General features: G+C 67.9%; 18 protein-coding genes. 7 read left to right on the top strand and 11 right to left on the bottom strand.

Annotation, left to right across the window (positions count from 1 at the left end; translation table 11 throughout):
• Positions 1 to 128: 128 nt before the first annotated feature.
• From NS2_RS13480 to NS2_RS13470, 3 genes are all read right to left on the bottom strand, one after another.
• A complete protein-coding gene (locus tag NS2_RS13480; RefSeq protein WP_033087815.1) occupies positions 129 to 818 on the bottom strand; it encodes a winged helix-turn-helix domain-containing protein in 690 nt (229 codons plus the stop codon).
• Positions 815 to 2065: a sensor histidine kinase gene (locus NS2_RS13475; RefSeq protein WP_036545868.1), complete on the bottom strand. Its 1251-nt coding sequence runs from the start codon at positions 2063 to 2065 to the stop codon at positions 815 to 817. The genes NS2_RS13480 and NS2_RS13475 overlap by 4 nt, the downstream gene beginning before the upstream one ends.
• 165 nt (positions 2066 to 2230) lie before the next feature.
• Positions 2231 to 2407 carry a winged helix-turn-helix transcriptional regulator gene (locus NS2_RS13470; protein ID WP_081985897.1) on the bottom strand — a complete coding sequence of 59 codons (177 nt, stop codon included), beginning with the start codon at positions 2405 to 2407 and terminating at the stop codon, positions 2231 to 2233.
• Positions 2408 to 2719: 312 nt separating this feature from the next.
• Between NS2_RS13470 and NS2_RS13465 the strand changes: the two genes are divergently transcribed.
• Both NS2_RS13465 and NS2_RS13460 read left to right on the top strand, forming a co-directional pair.
• On the top strand, positions 2720 to 3163 hold the full coding sequence (locus NS2_RS13465) for a TetR/AcrR family transcriptional regulator (protein WP_177327183.1): 444 nt from the start codon (positions 2720 to 2722) through the stop codon (positions 3161 to 3163).
• Positions 3164 to 3245: 82 nt separating this feature from the next.
• Positions 3246 to 4283 carry a medium chain dehydrogenase/reductase family protein gene (locus tag NS2_RS13460; RefSeq protein ID WP_033087817.1) on the top strand — a complete coding sequence of 346 codons (1038 nt, stop codon included), beginning with the start codon at positions 3246 to 3248 and terminating at the stop codon, positions 4281 to 4283.
• Between the two features lie 73 nt (positions 4284 to 4356).
• Here the strand turns inward: NS2_RS13460 and NS2_RS13455 are convergent, their stop codons facing one another.
• From NS2_RS13455 to NS2_RS13430, 6 genes are all read right to left on the bottom strand, one after another.
• On the bottom strand, positions 4357 to 6405 hold the full coding sequence (locus NS2_RS13455; protein WP_033087818.1) for a CocE/NonD family hydrolase: 2049 nt from the start codon (positions 6403 to 6405) through the stop codon (positions 4357 to 4359).
• A gap of 266 nt (positions 6406 to 6671) precedes the next feature.
• Positions 6672 to 7409 (bottom strand): phosphoglyceromutase, encoded by a 738-nt coding sequence (locus NS2_RS13450; protein ID WP_033087819.1) that lies wholly within the window; start codon positions 7407 to 7409, stop codon positions 6672 to 6674.
• A gap of 76 nt (positions 7410 to 7485) precedes the next feature.
• A complete protein-coding gene (locus NS2_RS13445; protein ID WP_033087820.1) occupies positions 7486 to 8373 on the bottom strand; it encodes an ROK family protein in 888 nt (295 codons plus the stop codon).
• Positions 8374 to 8424: 51 nt separating this feature from the next.
• Positions 8425 to 8994, bottom strand: coding sequence for a type III secretion system chaperone family protein (locus NS2_RS13440; protein WP_081985901.1), 570 nt, complete (start codon positions 8992 to 8994; stop codon positions 8425 to 8427).
• Entirely contained in the window at positions 8991 to 10418 is a 1428-nt protein-coding gene (mshA, locus tag NS2_RS13435) for a D-inositol-3-phosphate glycosyltransferase (protein ID WP_370737296.1), read from the bottom strand. The genes NS2_RS13440 and mshA overlap by 4 nt, the downstream gene beginning before the upstream one ends.
• 86 nt (positions 10419 to 10504) lie before the next feature.
• Positions 10505 to 11329 (bottom strand): alpha/beta fold hydrolase, encoded by an 825-nt coding sequence (locus NS2_RS13430; RefSeq protein WP_033087821.1) that lies wholly within the window; start codon positions 11327 to 11329, stop codon positions 10505 to 10507.
• Between the two features lie 59 nt (positions 11330 to 11388).
• Here NS2_RS13430 and NS2_RS13425 point away from each other — a divergent pair, with 59 nt between their 5' ends.
• The 5 genes from NS2_RS13425 (at position 11389) to NS2_RS37430 (ending at position 15426) form a co-directional block, all read left to right on the top strand.
• Positions 11389 to 12123 carry an SDR family NAD(P)-dependent oxidoreductase gene (locus tag NS2_RS13425; RefSeq protein WP_033087822.1) on the top strand — a complete coding sequence of 245 codons (735 nt, stop codon included), beginning with the start codon at positions 11389 to 11391 and terminating at the stop codon, positions 12121 to 12123.
• Positions 12124 to 12299: 176 nt separating this feature from the next.
• Positions 12300 to 13169, top strand: a complete 870-nt coding sequence (locus NS2_RS13420) for a beta-ketoacyl-[acyl-carrier-protein] synthase family protein (RefSeq protein ID WP_033087823.1) — start codon at positions 12300 to 12302, stop codon at positions 13167 to 13169.
• A gap of 128 nt (positions 13170 to 13297) precedes the next feature.
• A complete protein-coding gene (locus NS2_RS13415) occupies positions 13298 to 14590 on the top strand; it encodes a class I adenylate-forming enzyme family protein (protein WP_052086378.1) in 1293 nt (430 codons plus the stop codon).
• Positions 14591 to 14779: 189 nt separating this feature from the next.
• Complete coding sequence (locus tag NS2_RS37435) at positions 14780 to 15076, top strand: aminoacyl--tRNA ligase-related protein (protein WP_228102598.1); 297 nt, start codon at positions 14780 to 14782, stop codon at positions 15074 to 15076.
• A 47-nt stretch (positions 15077 to 15123) separates the two neighbouring features.
• Positions 15124 to 15426 (top strand): His/Gly/Thr/Pro-type tRNA ligase C-terminal domain-containing protein, encoded by a 303-nt coding sequence (locus NS2_RS37430; protein WP_228102597.1) that lies wholly within the window; start codon positions 15124 to 15126, stop codon positions 15424 to 15426.
• A gap of 11 nt (positions 15427 to 15437) precedes the next feature.
• Here NS2_RS37430 and NS2_RS13405 read toward each other — a convergent pair whose 3' ends face one another.
• Entirely contained in the window at positions 15438 to 16151 is a 714-nt protein-coding gene (locus NS2_RS13405) for a DUF6882 domain-containing protein (RefSeq protein WP_033087824.1), read from the bottom strand.
• The gene (locus NS2_RS13400; protein ID WP_261772280.1) at positions 16136 to 17233 is read right to left on the bottom strand and encodes a TROVE domain-containing protein; all 1098 of its coding nucleotides are present in this window, start codon (positions 17231 to 17233) and stop codon (positions 16136 to 16138) included. Before NS2_RS13400 ends, NS2_RS13405 begins: the two co-directional genes overlap by 16 nt.
• Positions 17234 to 17984 lie beyond the last annotated feature (751 nt).

The following is a 17984-nucleotide window of genomic DNA, read 5'->3' as shown; positions in this document are numbered from 1 at the left end:
GTGACGGCTGATTTCGTGACGGTCGGGGTAACTCACCGGGTACGCCCAGAGTTGTTTCGGCACCCGACCGTCGGCCCGCATGCACAGCTGTCAACGGCTCTCAGCCGTGTGTTGAAGGCCCCGGGGGCTTACGCCTCCAGCTTGTAGCCCAGGCCGCGGACGGTGACCAGGTGTTCGGGCTTGGCCGGGTCGGCCTCGATCTTGGAGCGCAGGCGCTTGACGTGGACGTCGAGGGTCTTGGTGTCGCCGACGTAGTCGGCGCCCCAGACGCGGTCGATGAGCTGGCCGCGGGTGAGCACGCGGCCGGAGTTGCGGAGCAGGTATTCGAGCAGGTCGAACTCCTTGAGCGGCAGGGTCACCGCCTTGCCGTTCACCTGCACGGTGTGGCGGTCCACATCCATGCGCACCGGACCGGCCTCGAGCACGCTGGTCTCGCTGCCGTTGTCGGGCTCCTCGCCCGCGCCGCGACGCAGCACCGCGCGGATGCGGGCGATCAGCTCGCGCGAGGAGTAGGGCTTGGTGACGTAGCCGTCGGCACCCAACTCCAGGCCGACCACCTTGTCGATCTCGCTGTCGCGCGCGGTCACCATGATGACCGGCACACTGCCGCGAGCGCGCAGTTGCTTGCACACGTCGGTGCCGCTCATGCCGGGGAGCATGAGATCGAGCAGGACGATGTCCGCACCGGCGCGATCGAACTCGGTCAGCGCGGAGGGACCGTCACCCACGACGGTGACCTCGAACCCCTCCTTGCGCAGCAGGAACGCGAGCGGATCGGCCAGCGACTCCTCGTCCTCGACGATCAGCACACTCGTCATCGGGTTGCCTCCACACCGTTGGTTCTGGCCCGCCCGAGGGGACTTGGGCCGTTTTCCTTCTTGGCCACCGGAACACCGGTGGCAAGCTTCTTGTCGCCCTGCCCGTTGGAATCGGCAGGATGGGCCGGGACGCGCAGCGTGAACGTCGATCCGGTGCCCAGTTTGCTCCACAGGGTGATCTCACCGTTGTGGTTGGCGGCCACATGCTTGACGATAGCCAGCCCGAGGCCGGTACCGCCGGTGGCACGCGAGCGCGCCTTGTCGGCCCGGAAGAAACGCTCGAAAACGCGCTCCTGATCCTCCTTGGAGATGCCGATGCCGCGATCGGTGACCGCGATATTGACATAGCCGCCGCGCAGCGCCCGGCTCACCGACACGTGCGAGCCGCGCGGGGAGTACGCGATGGCGTTCTCGACCAGGTTGGACAGCGCGGTCACCAGCAGGGTCTGATCGCCGAGCACCTCGAGGCCGCTGGTGGCGTCGGTGGAGACGGTGATGCCCGCGGCCTCGGCGACATTGCGGGAGCGCTCGATGGCCTGGGTGACCACGGTGTCGACGTCGACGGCCTCCAGCTCCGGCAGCCGCTCCGCGCCCTGCAGGCGGGACAGCGCGATCAGCTCGGTCACCATCTTGCCCATGCGGCGGGCCTCACCGTGTAGGCGTTCACCGAAGTGCCGCACCGAATCCGGATCGTCCGCCGATTCCAGCAACGCCTCCGCCAATAGGCTCATGGCGCCGACCGGGGTCTTGAGCTCGTGGCTCACATTGGCGACGAAGTCGCGGCGGGTGGCCTCCATGCGGGCCTGCTCGGAATCGTCGTCCGCGAACAGGACCACGAAGTTCGGATTCTCCTGGGAGAGCGGTCGAGCAACCCCTCGGACAGCCAGGCGGGCGCGGCCGGGCATGGGGATCTTGGCGGTGAGCTCGAATTCCACGTCCTGGCCGCCGGCCAGCACCTGCTCGACCGCGGCCCAGGCGCGCTCGTCGAGCAGGCGGTCGTGAACCACGCCCAGTTCCTCGGCACGCGGGTTCACCAGCACCACGTCCCGGTACTGGTCGACCACGGCGATGCCGGACTCGGAGGCGAGCACGATCAGGTCCAGGACCTGCGACATGGTCAGCCCGGTATCGGTGGCGGCACGCAGGCGTTCCTGGCGGGCGTTCACATACGGACTGAGCAGTCCTCCGACGGCCAGTCCGACTACGGCCGCCAGGACTGCCAAAAGCACGGCCTGTGGAACGCTCACATCTTGAATCGTACGGTCGTCCAAGCCTGGTCAAACCCCGGGTGCTGGAAGTTTCACGCAGGTCACGGGTCCTTCCACGCTCGTTAGCCCGGTGTTTACGCAATGTTCGGTCAGCGTGTCGCCACCGGTGAGCGCCCTTGTGGCAACCACGTTCGCGACGACGGTTCAGTCCTCGGGGTCGCCGTAGAGGGCGGTGCGCACGGAATCCCCGTGGCGGTCCGCCCACTCCCCCAGCGCGAAGATCGGGCGCAGCAGATCGACGCCCGCCGCGGTCAGCGAATACTCCACGCGCGGAGGCGCTTCCACGTACCTGCGACGTTCCAGCAAACCCATCCGTTCCATGCGCCGCCGGGCAGGCGGCCGCAGCCGCCGCGGCGATCGGCGACGGCGCGCGGGCCGTGACGATCACGGAGGCGGCCGGATTCGGCGCGGTGACACTGCTGGCCCTACCGGTCGACGCGCTGTCCGAAGTCCTGGCGTCCGTCGGGCGCGCCTTCGACGGACGAATCCTGCTGGACTGCACCAACGCCTTCGCGCCGGACGGCTTCGCGCCCGGCAGCGGCGGTTTCGCCCTCACCGAACCGGCTGTGGCCGAACGCATTTCGGCCGAGGCGCCCGGCTCACGGGTGGTGAAGGGCTTCAATCACCGTCGCCGTGACGGCCGGCATCTCGCCCGCGTATGTGTTCAAGCTCTTCCCCAGCAAGGTGGAGTTGTTCGTCGCCGCCCTCGACCGGTGTTTCGAGCGGGTCGAGGGGGCGTTGGCCACCGGCGCCGCCCGGATACCGGGCGGCGACCCGGAGCAGGTCCTGCACGAAGTGGGCGGGGCCTACGCCGAATTGATCGTCGACAAGAGCCTGCTCATGCTGCAGGTACACGCCCTGTCGGCGGCCGATACACCCGATATCGCCACGGCCATGCGCCGCGGGTTGCAGCGCATCACCGAATTCGCCCAAACGCGTTCCGACGCGACCGGAGAGCAGGTTCAGCACTTCATGGCCTACGGCCAGCTGTGCCACCTGATCACCACCCTCGGCCTGGATGCCACCGAAGGCCCTTGGGCCGCCACCCTGACCGCAGGTATCCGCCACTACAACTGAGCTGCACGCGCCCTCCGACCGAGGGCGTTTTCTTTCAACCCAAGAGTGATTGACCAGTCACACACCTGGAAGGTGCGGACCGATGTCGACCATCATCGCCACCGAAGTTGCGCTCCCCGGACGCGTCGAGCCCGAGGGCCCGACCGTCACCACCCGCGAACTGCCGCCGACCCGGCCGGGCGAGGCGCTGGTCCGGATGGAGGCGACCGGAGTCTCCTTCGCCGAACAGCAGATGCGCCGCGGCAAGTACTACGACCAGCCCGCGTTCCCGTTCGTGCCCGGCTACGACATCGTCGGCGAGGTGGTCGCGGTCGGAGCCGGGGTCGATCCGGCACTGATCGGCCGCCGGGTCGCGGCGCTGACCAAGATCGGCGGCTGGAGCAGTCACCTCACGGTGCCCGCGGGGGATCTGGTCCCGGTCCCGGACGGGCTCGGCGCGGAGGCGGCGGAGACCTTCGTCGTCAATGGCATCACCGCCTGGCAGATGCTGCACCGGTCGGCGAAAGTCCGTGCGGGGCAGACGATTCTGGTGCACGGCGCAAACGGGGGCGTCGGCTCGACGCTGGTGCAGCTGGCGCGGGCCGCGGGGATCCGGGTGATCGGGACGGCGTCGGCGCGCAATGCGGACGCGGTGGCCACGCTCGGCGCGACACCGGTGGACTATCGCGGGGATGTGGCCGCGCAGGTGCGGGCGCTCGCGCCGGGCGGGGTGGACGCGGTCTTCGATCATGTCGGCGGGCCCGGCATCGTGGACTCCTTCGGGCTGCTGGCCCCCGGCGGCACCCTGGTCTCCTACGGCAGCGCGGCCACCAAGAACGAGGAGGGCGATTCCAGGCTGCCGGTGCTGAAGCTGTTCGCCCGGCTGCTGTGGTGGAATGCGCTGCCCAACAAGCGCAATGCGTCCTTCTACAACATCTGGGCCGGACGCCGCCGGCTCTCCCGGTTCCGGGCACGGCTCGCCGCGGATCTGGCCGGGGTGTTCGAGCTCGCCGAGCGCGGCGTGCTGCACCCGCAGATCGCGGCCCGAATCCCGTTGCGGGAGACCGCCCGTGCGCTCACCCTCGCCGAATCCGGCACCGTCACCGGCAAGGTCGTGCTGGTCGGTGATCGCGAATCCTGACCGTGCGCAAAAGAAAGCCCCGGGCGTGCACGCCATTGTGCACGCCCGGGGTTTCAGTCCCGGAGAAGCGGATTCACCAACCGGTATTGCCGCGGACCGGGATGTTCACGAAGCTCGGGCGATCCGGATCGAGCTGCAGGTGCTCGGGCTTCAGGCCGGTGTCGATGAGCATCGGGAGGATGGGCAGGCCCTTGGGGAAGTTGCCCGCGAAGACGTCCACGCGCAGGCGGTGGCCCGGTTGCAGGACGGCCTGGGTACCGCTGAGGGCGATGTCCAGGGTGGTCGCCTCGCCCGGCACGGTCTCCTGGCGCTTGTCCAGCGAGGTGAAGGCGCGCGGGTCGGTGTAGTCGCCATTGGCCGAGCGGGTGCTGTTGGCCTCGTCGACCTGGCGCAGCGAGGCCATGAGCGAGCCCGAGGTGAGCACGGTCGACTGACCGTCTGGGGCGACGTCGTTGACGGTGACGGTCCAGTAGCCGTCGGCGGCGTCCTGAACGGTATTCAGGTGCACCGCGATCGGACCCGAGATGGTGGTGGCCTCGGCCACCGGCGCGCTGGTGAAGGTGAGCGCGTTGGTCTCGGCGATGCGGTTGTCCTTGGCGCAGGCGTCGAGCAGGTCCAGCGCGCCCGCGCTGGCCTGGGCGGCGTCATTGGAGCAGACGGTGTACAGGCCGGGCGCGATGGACAGCCGGTCGGTGTCGCCATTGGCGGCCGCGGTGAGCGAGCCGTCGTGGACGCTGTTCGCGGTGCCGGAGGACTGCGCCGAGAAGTACATACGCCGGTAGTCGGCGGCCTCGGAAACCGGTGCGGTGGGTCCGAATCCGCCCTGGGTGTTCCAGCCGCCGCCCTGCGTCTTCAGCGTCACCGGACCGTAGGAGTCGATGCCGTTGTCGATGCCCTTGAGCCACTTGTCGAACCAGGCGCGCTGCAGCACGTCCAGGCGCGGCGGTGCGCCGACGCGGTTCACGTCCGCGCCCGAGGTGACGTGGTAGGTGTTGCCCATCAGCAGCTGTTTCTGGCCGGTCGGCAGCGGAATCTGGTTGTAGATCTTGGATTCCGAGTAGGTGAACAGGTCGTGCCAGCCGCCGGTCACGAAGGTCGGGATCTGGATGCGGCTCGGGTCGCCCAGCCATTCCCCGCGCTCCTGGCTGAGGCCGTTGAGCATCTCCCTGACCCGCGGGTCGATGGTGTCCATCGAGGTGCTGGTGTAGGCCGACATGAGCACGTCGAGGTAGCCGAAGGGATCGTCGGCGCGATCCTGCAGCCACTTGAAGTCGAAGGCGCCGTTGGCGATCGAGGCCAGGTCCGGCACCCACTTGAGGCCGTTGATGGCGCCCAGCCAGAGCGGGATGAAGTTGAAGCCGAAGCCGCCGCCGGGCGCGAGCACGTCGTCGATGAGGTCGCTGCCGGGCACGATGGGGAAGATGGCCTTCAGCGCGGGCGGCTGCTTCTCGGCGGCCTGCACCTGGTTGATGGCCGAGTAGGACAGGCCGTTCATGCCGATGCGGCCATTGCTGAAGCCCTGTTTGGACGCCCAGTCGATGACCTCGACGGTGTCCTGCTGCTCGCGGCCGCGCAGCATGTCCCACTCACCCTGCGAGAAGCCGGTGCCGCGCACGTCCACGACGACCTGCGTGTAACCGGACTTGATGAGCTGGCGGTCGACGGAGAAGTTGCGGAGTTCGCCGTTGCCCGCCGCGTTCAGCAGTTCGCCGAAGCCGGTGATCGGGGTGCCGTCCAGCCGGATGTTCCGGAAGACGTTGAGCAGGGTGTCGCCCAGGCCGGGAATCGAGATGGCGCTGTCGGCGACGTTCGACACCAGCTTGGTGTAGGGCGTCATGTTCACGACGGTCGGCGTCGGAGCGGCGATGGGGCGGCCCGCGGCGTCGGCCGGGTGGTAGACGTTGGCCTTGAGAATGGTGCCGTCACTCATGGTGATCGGGACGTCCCACTCGATGAAGACGTTGGGGTACTGCTGCGGTCCGTCCTCGGCGGCGGTCCAGGCGGCGCCGGCGGCGCCGCCGTCGGGGCCGGTGGGGGTGTCGGCATCGGCTGTTATGCCGGTCAAAGGGAGGAGCAGAGCGGCTGAGGTGGCGAGCACCGTGGCCCGTAGCGCGTGCTCCATCGAACGTGATCTACCTCTCGCAAATGGTCGAACGATCAGCAGCATATCTACTCGAAAGTAAGTTGCAAACCCCGAGTTACAGATACCCATTTGAACGGGCAACGACTCGGCAAATTCGACTGCGGCAGCAAGGAATACCCTACGGTCACGTAGTGAGATGTGCATCACACTCAATTGTCGTGAAAATAATGCCCCGCCCAATCGCATTGGGCGAGGCACCATTTCGAGGGTTTCAGAGGCGAAGCCCCGAGAGTCGACGAGAGTTGTTATTTCCCGCCCTGATTGGCGACGGCGGCGGCACCCGCCGCGGCGGCCTCCGGGTCGAGGTAGACACCCGTGCCGATGGGGCGCAGGTTCTCGTCCAGCTCGTACTTCAGCGGGATGCCGGTGGGGATGTTCAGCTCGGCGATCTCCTCGTCGGAGATGTTCTCCAGGTGCTTCACCAGCGCGCGCAGCGAATTGCCGTGCGCGGCAACGAGAACGGTCTTACCGGCGCGCACATCGGTGGCGATGGTGTCCTCCCAGTACGGGACCATGCGGGCCACGACGTCCTTCAGGCACTCGGTGCGCGGCACCTCGATGCCCGCGTAGCGGGGGTCGCCGTCCTGCGAGTACTCGCTGTCCAGCTCGATCGGCGGCGGCGGGGTGTCGTAGCTGCGACGCCACAGCATGAACTGGTCGTTGCCGTACTGCTCCTTGATCTCCGCCTTGTTCTTGCCCTGCAACGCGCCGTAGTGGCGCTCGTTCAGACGCCAGTCCCGAACCACCGGAATCCAGTGCCGGTCACAGGCGTCGAGAGCATTGTTGGCGGTACTGATCGCCCGGCGCAGCAGCGAGGTGTACACGATATCCGGCAGAATCCCGTGCTCGGCCAGCAATTCCCCGGCACGCTTGCCCTCGGCGACACCCTTGTCGGTGAGGCGAACATCCACCCAACCGGTGAACAGGTTCAGGGCATTCCATTCGCTCTCGCCGTGGCGCAGCAAAACGAGGGTGTACGTCATGGGGTCATCCTCCCACGCGGGGATTTCCCTGCATCCCCGGCCCTCACGCTGCGGTTATGCCCGCTCGAACGCAGATCTATCCGCGCCCGAGCGCGAGGATCGCCGCGCCTTGCAGGGTGGCTTGATCGGTCAGTTCGGAGGGCACCACTCGCAGTTCACGCAGGAACTTCAGGCGGGCGTGTGCGGCCGCGGCCGCACGCAGCGGAGCCCACAGCGGCTCACCGGATTGCGCGAAACCGCCACCGATGGCGACCAGGTCGGTGTCGAGCAGGGCGGCGGCCGAGGCGACGGCCGTCCCGATGGCGGTGCCCGCCCGCTCCAGCGCGGCCACGGCGATCGCCTCCCCCGCGTGCGCGGCGGCCGCGAGTTCCACCCCGGAGATCCCGGCCCAGCCTTGCCGCCGAGCCCAGCGCACCGAGGATTTCCCGCTGGCCACGGCCTCGACGCAGCCGAAACCACCGCAGGCGCAAGGCTCCTCCTGACCGGGCACCACGATATGACCGACGTGCCCGCCATTCCCGGTGCGGCCCATGACAACCCGGTCATCGGAGATGATGCCGCCCCCGATGCCCGATGACACCGTCAGGGCGAGAACGTTCCGGAATCCGCGCGCGGCCCCGAGCCGCTGTTCGGCCAACACCAGGCACACGCCGTCGATGGCGAGGCGAATCTCGGCCTCGGGAAACAACTTTCGTACCGAGTCCACGATCGGGAACCCGTCGGCCCACTCCGGAATATTGAGCGGACCGCATACTCCGGCGTCTATATCCACCGGTCCCGCCGACCCGATCCCGACCGCACCGATCCGCATATCTCCGGCCACCTCGGCGAGCAGGCCCCGGCAGGCGTCCCACACTCCGGATTCCGGTACCCCGACCCGCCGCGACTCCCCCACCGCCCCGGCCGGATCGACCAGCGCAGCCGCGAATTTCGTCGCCCCGATATCCAGTGCCAGCGCTGTCATGCCGCCCGGTCTCCTTCGTCGATGGGATTCCGGTGCGATTGTGCCAGCTGGTTACTGCTTGTCGGCCGAATCCACGAGGTGTTCGAAGGCGCGGAGGTTCTTCAGGGATTCGCCGCGGGAGACGCGCCATTTCCATTCCTTGCGAATGGATTCGGCGAAGCCGAGCTCGAGGAGGGTGTTGAAGTCGGCGTCCACGGCCTCGAGGATCTGGCCGAGCCAGCGGTCGAGTTCGTCGGGGGTGACGCGGTCGTTGGACATGCGGCCGACGAGGTAGATGTCGCCGACGCGGTCGATGGTGTAGGCCACGCCGTAGAGGCGGCGGTTGCGGCGGAGCAGGAATTTGTAGACGCCCTCGAAGTTCTCGTCGGGCTTGCGGCAGACGAACGACTCCATGCGCACGCCGTGCTTACCGACGCTGACGCCGATGACGGTCTTGAGTTTGCGTTCGCCGGGTAGCACGACGACGAACAGGTCGGGGGCGTCGCGGGTGTATTCGATTTCGCGTTCGCGCAGCGTCTCGTCGATGAGTTGTGCGGTGGCGCGGGCGGTTTCGTCGTTCAGGCCGCCGGTGCTGGCGTGCGGGCGCGGCGTCCAGTCGGCCGCGCGCTCGACCTCGCTCATCTGCGTAGTGCTCCCGTCCGCCGCCGCCATGCCGGCTCGACCTCCCGGCGTATTGTTCGCGGGCTACTGCCGGTCAATGTTCTCGATCTGGCCTGATTGCCGTCGGTATGCAGGCTACCGCCGCGCAGGCGGCTGGCGCGCGCCTGGGACAGCGCGGCCGTATAGCTGTCGAGCAGGCCGTCGGCGGTGTGCGCCCAGGAGAAGTTGGCGGCGTGGTCGACGGCGGCCGCGCCCATGACGGCCAGGCGGGCCGGGTCGTCGAGCAGCGAGCTCAGGGCGTCGGCCCAGTCCGGGGTGCGGTGGCCGGGGACCAGCAGGCCGGAGACGCCGTCGCGCACGGCGGTGCCGAGCCCGCCCACGTCGGCGGCGAGCACGGGGGTGCCGCTGGCCTGCGCCTCGATGGCGACCAGGCCGAAGGACTCGTTGTAGCTGGGCACGGCGACCACGTCCGCGGCGCGGTACACCTGCACCAGGCGGTGCGCGAGCTGCGGCGGCAGGAAGGTGACGCGATCGGAAATGCCGAGGGCGGAAGCCAATTCGATGAGCGCGTTGGGTCGCTCCAGGCCGCTGCCGGAGGGTCCGCCGACGATCACCACGCGCAGCGGGCGGCGGAACGGATCGGGCCGGGCGGCCTCGTCGGCGAGCAGCCGGGCGGCGGCGCGGACGAGGACGTCGGGGGCCTTGAGGGGCTGGATGCGGCCGACGAAGGCGACGATGCGCTCGTCGGCGGGCAGTCCGAGTTCAGCGCGGGCGGCGAGCTTGTCGCCGGGGCGATAGCGGGACAGGTCCGCGCCCGGCAGCACCACGTCGATACGGTCGGGATCCGCGCCGTAGAGCTCGACGAGCTGGCGGGCTTCCTCACCGGTATTGGCGACCAACCGGTCGGCCTCGGCGACGATCTGCTTCTCACCGATCTCGCGAACCGCGGGCTCGGGGCAATCACCATCGGCCAGATAGGCGTTCTTCACCGCGGCCAGCGTGTGCGCGGTGTGCACCATGGGCACCCGCCAGCGGTCGCGCGCCAGCCAGCCGACCTGACCGGACAGCCAGTAGTGCGAGTGAATGAGGTCGTAGTGACCGACCGGATGCCGGGCCTCGGTCCGCAGCACCTCGGCGGCGAACGGGCACAGCTGCGTGGGGAGATCGTGCTTGTCCAGACCCTCGAACGGCCCGGCCACGACATTGCGGACCAGCACGCCCGGCGCGGCCTCGACGACGGGTTCGTCATTGGAGGACGTGGCCCGGGTGAAGATCTCGACCTGGGTCCCGCGCTTGGCCAGTTCGATGGCCGTTTGCAGCACATAGACGTTCATGCCGCCTGCGTCACCCGTCCCCGGCTGGGCAAGTGGTGAGGTATGTACCGATAGCACGGCAATCCGATTGGGCCGTACGTCCGGTCGTTGACTCACCACTCCAGTGTGCACACCGAGGTCAACACCTCATGCGGTGGTTACCTTCCCAAGTGACCTGCTTCACAAGGATTTTCGTCGACGTGAATGCGAATTCGCTATCAATCCAGGTCGCTCGCGAAAACTGTGACCTCGGACACGAACCGCTCGGGATCTTCGATGAAGAGGCCGTGCTGCGCGCCCTCCCAGTAGGAGGTCCGGACGTCGGGCGCGGTGGCGGCGATGTGGCGGCCGTTCTCGATCGGCACCACCGGGTCCGCGGTGCCGTGCAGAACCAGGACCGGCACGTTCAGGCCGCGCAGGGTCTCGGTGTTGTCGACTGTGCGATAGAACAAAGCCTTGCGGACCCGGGGCAGGGTGGCGATGCTGCCGCCGAACAGGCGCTGGGCTTCGACGCCCTTGTCGCGTCCCGGACCGGTATTGGCATTGCCGAAGGCCGCGAATCCGCGCATGGCCTTGCCCGCGCTCTCGTCGAAGACATCCGGGATGGCCTTGCCCATGCCGGGACCGGTTTCCGCGCCTGGGACGCCGCGGCCGATATTCGCCTGTGAACCGGTATAGACGACGCCCGCCAGCGCGCCGGTGCCGTAGGCGGTCAGGTAATCCGACAGCACGATGCCGCCGTAGGACCAGCCGAGCAGGATCGCGCCGGAGGTGATGCCCTCACCGGCGAGCACGGCTGCGATATCGGCGGCCCAGTTCTTCGGATCGTCGTATCCGGTCTCGGGGGCGTCGGAGTAGCCGTGGCCGCGCAGATCGACCGCGATCACCCGGAAGTGCTCGGCGAGCAGGTCCGTCGCACGTCCCCACTTGAGCAGGTTCCCGGCCCAGCCGTGCAGCAGCACCAGCGGCCGCGCCCCTTCCGCACCGGTCACCCGGTAGACGATGGTCGTGCCGTCCGCGCTCACTACATCCCGAATAGCCATGCGAGTGAGGCTAACCACCCGCGACGCGCCGCCGACACGCCCTGCCTAAGCTCAGGTGCATGAGCACTCGTACCGCTGTGGTGACCGGAGCCAGTTCGGGTATCGGCGAGGCAACCGCCCGCGAACTCGCCAAGCAGGGGTACCACGTGTACGTCGGTGCCCGCCGGGTCGATCGGCTGGAGGCGCTGGCCGCGGAGATCGGCGGGACGGCGCTGCCGCTGGACGTCACCGACGAGGAGTCGGTGCGCGCCTTCACCGACGCCGTCGAGCGCTGCGATGTGCTGGTCAACAATGCGGGCGGCGCGAAGGGCCTGGCCCCGGTGCTCGAGGCCGATCTCGACGACTGGCGCTGGATGTGGGAGACCAATGTGCTGGGCACGCTGCGGGTCACGAAGGCGTTGCTGCCCAAGCTGATCGACTCCGGCGACGGCCTGATCGTCACCATCACCTCGGTGGCCGCCATGTCGGTCTACGACAATGGTTCCGGCTACACCTCGGCCAAGCACGCGCAGGCGGTGCTGCACCGGACGCTGCGCGGTGAGCTGCTCGGAAAGCCGGTGCGGCTGACCGAGATCGCGCCGGGCGCGGTGGAGACCGAGTTCTCGCTGGTGCGATTCGGCGGCGACGCGGAGCGTGCGGCGAATGTGTACAAGGGCATCGATCCGCTGGTGGCACAGGACATCGCGGAGATCATCGGCTTCGTGGCCTCGCGCCCGCCGCACGTCAATCTGGACACCATCGTGGTGAAGCCGCGCGATCAGGCCGAATCGGGACGTTTCGCGCGCCGCGGCTGATGCGTTGTTCCGCAATGTAATTCATTGCGCCCACCTCGCATTTCGTGGTTTTACCCGACACGCCCGAGCAACAGCGGATAGCGTCCGGGGCGAAGGTATCGATGGTGCCCGCGGCTACCGGCGTCGTGGCCGGGTTTCCGTCGGTGATGCTCGCCGATATTCGGGTGTGATGCAGCATGGGAATCGTAATCTCCTCCGTAGCCACCGAAATCGGCGGCGACTCCATCGAGCAGGCCGCGGCCGCCGCCCGCCGGGTCATGGCGGATGCCGGTATCACGCCGGACCGGATCGACGCGCTGATCAATACCGGCGGCTATCGCGATTCGAATATGGCGGAACCGGCCATGTCCGCGCTCATTCAGCAGCGGGCGGGCATCGGGCTGGAATATCACAGCGGTGATGTGCCGTGCCTGTCGTTCGACCTGATGAACGGGGCCTGCGGCATTCTCAATGCGATCCAGGTCAGTCAGGCGCTGCTGGAAGCCCCGACCGTACACCGGGTGCTGCTGGTCGCCGGTGACGCGCGGCCGTCGAAATCGGCTGGGCCGCAGCCGGGTTTCCCGATCGAGCCGGTCGGCGCGGCCATGCTGCTGGAAAAGACGCCGGGGACGGCCGGATTCGGGGCGCTGCATATCAGCGCGACCGATGGGCGGCCGGCCGAGGGATATCCGCGGCCGTCGGAAATGGGCACGACCGGTCGGTCCTCGATGCTGGTGAACCGTTCCAGCAGTGTCGAGGAGCTCCTGCACCACGCGATTTCGGCGGCCGGCGAGGCGCTCGAGGTGGCCGACGCGGACCTCGACCGCACCGTCCTCATCTGCGGCCGCCCCACCGCGGATTTCCCCGACCTGCTGGCCCGGCGGCTCGGCATCACCACGGTCGCGGCCGACGACACCGAGAGCCATGCCCAAACCTCGGCACTGCCCGTCGCATACCTGGCAGCCCGCGACAGCGGCAAGCTCGCGCGGGCCGACGTAGCCTTGTGCGTGGCCGCCGGGGCGGGCCCCTCGGCCGCCGCCATCGCCTACCGCTTGCCGAAACCGTAAGCCCGGGCACCGTATCCACCGGAGGGGACGATGAACGAGCGCTGGGTGCGCGTGCGAGCCTGGGGTGTGCGCAAGACTCTCCCCCGGTACGCCGAGCAACGGCACAAACCGGAATTGGTGGACATCCGGTGAGCGGTGAGGATTTCACCGCGCTGCTGCGGGAGCAGGTGCTGCGGACCCCCGACGCGCCCGCGCTGGGCATGATCGGGGAGCCGGCGCTCAGCTTCGCCGAACTGGACGCCCGAATTCGCCTGGTGGTGAAGCGACTGCACAGCAAGGGTTTCGAGCCCGGCGACCGCATGCTGTTCGCCATCCGGCCGTACGTCGACGCGGTGGTGCTGATCCTGGGCACCGTCGCGGCGGGCGGCACGATCGTGTTCGTGGATCCGGGGGTCGGGCCCGAATTGTTCGCCCGGCAAATGGAATTGGTGCAACCGCGCTGGGCCGCGACGGAATCGCTGATGTATCTGCTGAGCGGGCCGCTGCGCCGGTACGGACACCGGATCGGGCTGTCACTACCGGAGTTCGGGCTGGCACTACCGGAATTCGGGGTGTCACTACCGGAATTCGGGCGGTTGCCGATGCGGCACATCCACAGCGGGACGCGGCTACCGGGGACGCCGCGCGGCTCCATTCCGCTACGGCAACTGGTCGGGTCCGAGCCCGGCTGGTCGGGACCGGCCAGTCGGTCCACGGTTGATACGCCGGTCGAGAATCCGGACGCCGAGGCGCTCATCGTCTTCACCTCCGGCACCACCGCCGACCCGAAAGCCATTGTGCACAGCCGGGGTTCACTGGGTGCGGGACTGGCTGCGATGGCGGGGTGCACCAGCCTCATGCCCGGCTCGCACCTGCACACCGAGCACCCGATGATGGGGTTGCCCGCGGTGCTCGAGGGGGCGCGCTGGTCGATGCCGCGGTATGCGCGCTTCGCGACCCATATCGACCCGATCGGCTTCGCGCGCACGCTCGGCACGGCCACGCACGCGTACTTCACGCCCGCCGATCTCGCGGTGGTCCTCGACGCCATCGAGTCCGGGAAGCTGGCCGCGCCCACCCATATCGAGGAGATGTCGCTCGGGGGCGCGCCCGTCACCACCGCGCTGCTGCGCCGCGCCCGCGCCGCGCTGCCGGATACCGAATTCCTCGCCATCTACGCCAGAACCGAAATCCTGCCGGTCGCCGTCGCTTCCGGCGGCGACAAGCTCGAGTTCTCCGGCCGCGGCGACCTGCTCGGCCCGCCGGTCGACGGCGTGGACGCGCGCATCGCCGACGACGGCGAACTCATCCTCTCCGGCCCCAACCTGTGCCGCGGCTATCTCGGCGAGCCGCCCATGAAGGAGATAGCCACCGGCGACCTCGCCCGCTTCGAGGACGGCAACCTGGTGCTCGTGGGCCGCAAGCAGGACACGGCACTCTGACCGATGTTCCCCCGGCGCACCGGAAATCGCTTTGCGGGACGGCGAGCGCGGTGTACGGTCCCGATCATGCAGCGCGCACAGTCGACCACGACGCCGGACACCGTCCCGGCGCGCTGATCCCCGTTTCGATCGTCGCGCTACCGGCTGTCCCTCCCCGGTTCCGGTGGGAAATACGTTGCGGCCCCGGAGATGTGGCAGCGGGCGACCGAGCTGCTGACCGAGGTCTTGGACCGCTCCGGCCTACCCTACGAGTCGACCGCGGGCGAAACCGCCTTCTACGGTCCGAAGATCGATGTCCAGGTCACCGATCACGCGGGCCGCGAGGCCACCCTGTCCACCGTGCAGATCGACTTCCACCAACCCGAGCAGTTCGACCTGCACTACATCGGGCCCGACGCGAACAAGCATCGCCCGGTCATGGTGCACCGCAGCATCATCGGCAGTGTCGACCGCGCGGTCGCGCACCTGATCGAGTCGCGCACCTGATCGAACAGCACGGCGGCGCGTTTCCCGCCTGGCTGGCCCCGGTTCAGGTGGTGGTGCTGCCGGTATCGGAGGCCGAGGCGGGCGCAGCCGCGGAGTTGGCCGAACGCTGCCTCGCCGCCGACCTCCGCGTCGACGTCATCGAGGCGGAGGCCGGCAGCCTGGGTGCGCGCATCCGGGAAAACCGTTTGGTTCCTTACCAATTCGTCCTCGGCCCCGCCGAGACCGCGAACGGCGAAGTGGCCGTGCGGCTCCGGGACGGGCGGCGACTGCCCGCGCAACCGGCCGAGCGAGCGGTCGGCCGGGTGCGCGCGCTGATCGAGTCACACGACACCCGCCTCTGGACCGACTGAGCCTCGGGGGGTCAGGCGGACATGCCGCCATTGATGCCCGCCATGCGGCCGTACTCGTCGAAGTCGACGGTGCCGTTCACGGCGGGGCTGTCGAAGCGCAGCGATTCGCCGTTCGGGGCGAAGGCGACCGCGAGGCCGCGGCGGGTCAGGTAGCTGTGCACGGCGCGGCGGTGGTCGGTCAGGGCGAGTTCGGCGACGCCCTGGGAGAGCACGCGGAGCAGGCGCGGGCCCGACGGCGGCGGCAGGCGGAGTTCAGGGTGTTCGACGAGGAAGGCGACGAAGGTGCCATTGCCGACATTGCCCTGATAGGAGGTCCAGTGACCAGAGATCGGCTTGGCCAGCTCCATCATGGTCCAGGACACCTGGTGGGGTTCCAGGTCGTCACCGAACGCGCCGAAAGGCACCTCTGCGGCGGCCAATTCGGTAATTCCATGGTGAGCACCGAACTCCTGCACGGCCTTCGCCACCGCGACCACCTCGGCCGGATAGCCGGTCGGGTTCGCCCACGACCACAGCCAGGACTGCGGACCTGGCGCCGCGCTACCCAGCATATGCATCCCGGTACAGACGAGAGTTCGTTCCGCACAACGAAATTCGAAGCGCCGCTCGGCGAGGTTCACATTGAACGAATGCTCGCCGAGCACCTCCGAGAGATGCATCTGATGCTCGAACGACAGCAGCGCGGCATCGTCGAGCACATCGGCCAAGGTCAGATTTCCGGACACGCTGCGACCGTATCCAGACTCACGGGCCACTGCCACCCGGTGATTCCACCGGGTGGCAGCGACCTGCCGGAACCGGCCGTCAGAGCCCGCGCGCGAAGTCCGCCAGCAAAGCCGGTACCGCCGAATCGCAACCGGCGATATCGAACCTTCCCGCGTCGTCCGGAAGAGCGATCGTGAAGTTCGTGGCCGTCATGCCGATCACGACCAGCTTCGCCTGCGGGTTGACCTCGCGCCGGTACTGCGCCAGCGCCTGATGCGGATGCATCCGGCCCGCCCACGTCTCCGTTGTCGATGGCGACCACGAACACGTCGACGTGGAGCTTGCGCTCCAGCGCGTACAGCATCGGCAGCGCGCAATCGGTGCCGCCGAACGGCAGATCGCTGACCGCGCGGATGGCGTCCTCGAGCCGCTGACGCGGGCTGATCGACAGCGGAGTCAGACCGGTGTCCCGCCGCGAACCGTACCCGCTGCCCGAGGTGAATCCGACTATCTGGCACTCGGATTCGATCGACGTGGTCACCAGCGCCAGCGCGGCCGACGCCTCGCGGGCACTCAACGGCATACCCGAGACGGACGCCGTCACCGACCCGGACACGGCCAGCGCGAACAGGTGCCGCTTACCGGTCGGCTCGACCGCCTCGAATGCCGCGTAGAACGCCGCGTCGAGAACATCCACGATCGGACGCGAAGGCTCCCAAGAGCTTTCACCACGTACCGACCGCGCCTTCGCGTAGGTTCGCTGCGCGACAAACACATTCACCGGGTGCACCCGAGCCCGGCGCAGCCGGTCGCGATCGGCCAACTGCTCGGCGATCGCCCACGTCCGCGCGCCCAGCGGGGCCAGCAGACCGAGCCGGGTCAGCCGCGGCAGCTGCCGCATCAGCGCGGTCTGCGGCATCCCGTTGTCCAGCAACGCCTCCCACACGCCCGCATCGTCCAGCGCCGCGTCGGGCAGCATCTCCCACGACAGCCGGTACTCGCGCACCAGGTCCGAATGTGCTCCACAATGACGGTCTACGTCCGTGTGGCCCTCGATCAGGCACAGCCCGTCCAGCGAAGCCTCGTGGATCCAACCGAGCATGCGACGCGGCTCCACTCGGACATCCCGAATTCAGTATGGTTGACGATCTCCAAACAGGTTGCGAGAAACACTTCCTCCGATAGCTCCCATTTGATCATGTTGACGTCCTTGTGGACCCACTGCACGTTGTCGATGGCGTAGCCCTTCGAGCTGTCGATACGATCTAGTGACGCATCACCACCAGAACGCTCCGCTGGGAGGACGAGAGATCTTCCTGTGTAGACGCAGCGACCACTTTGACGTAGCCAGATCTCCCAAAGTTGTTCAGCAGTAACCAAGTACTCGATCCCGCGCTTCTTTGCACTGTTCTTGACCCGCGCGATGTAGCTCCCGGTTACCTAAAAATGACCTCGGTCGTTGGACTTCTCCGCCAAACGCTGCTGGCAGCACTTGGTGTACTTTCGTCGGAATACTGAGCTCGGACTCGGGCCGTGGTCAGACCCACATCGCGTGCACCGATACGTGTACAGGATGTTTCCGTGCCGATCGTGTCCTACGATCGCAGTGATCTCCTTCTGCCCCCGTAAGCTGCCAATAACGTACTTGCCTCGATTTTTGCTCCGCTTCACTGCCGAGATCTTCGCTCTGGTCTCAGGCGGACACGGTTGCCCCACGAGGTGACCTTTCTGTCCGGTATTTCGCGGCTTGATTTGCCAGCACATAAACCGGTCGAGATGCCATTCACCGACCGCATAGCGGCAAGTCATAGAACTGGCGGCTAGCGCGGATTAGAACAGATCCCTTCTGCCTC

It is taken from the genome of Nocardia seriolae NBRC 15557, from assembly GCF_007990715.1.
Lineage (GTDB): Bacteria > Actinomycetota > Actinomycetes > Mycobacteriales > Mycobacteriaceae > Nocardia > Nocardia seriolae.
Note: the sequence above shows the minus strand (reverse complement) of the source record. Positions and strands in the feature narration are given on the sequence as shown.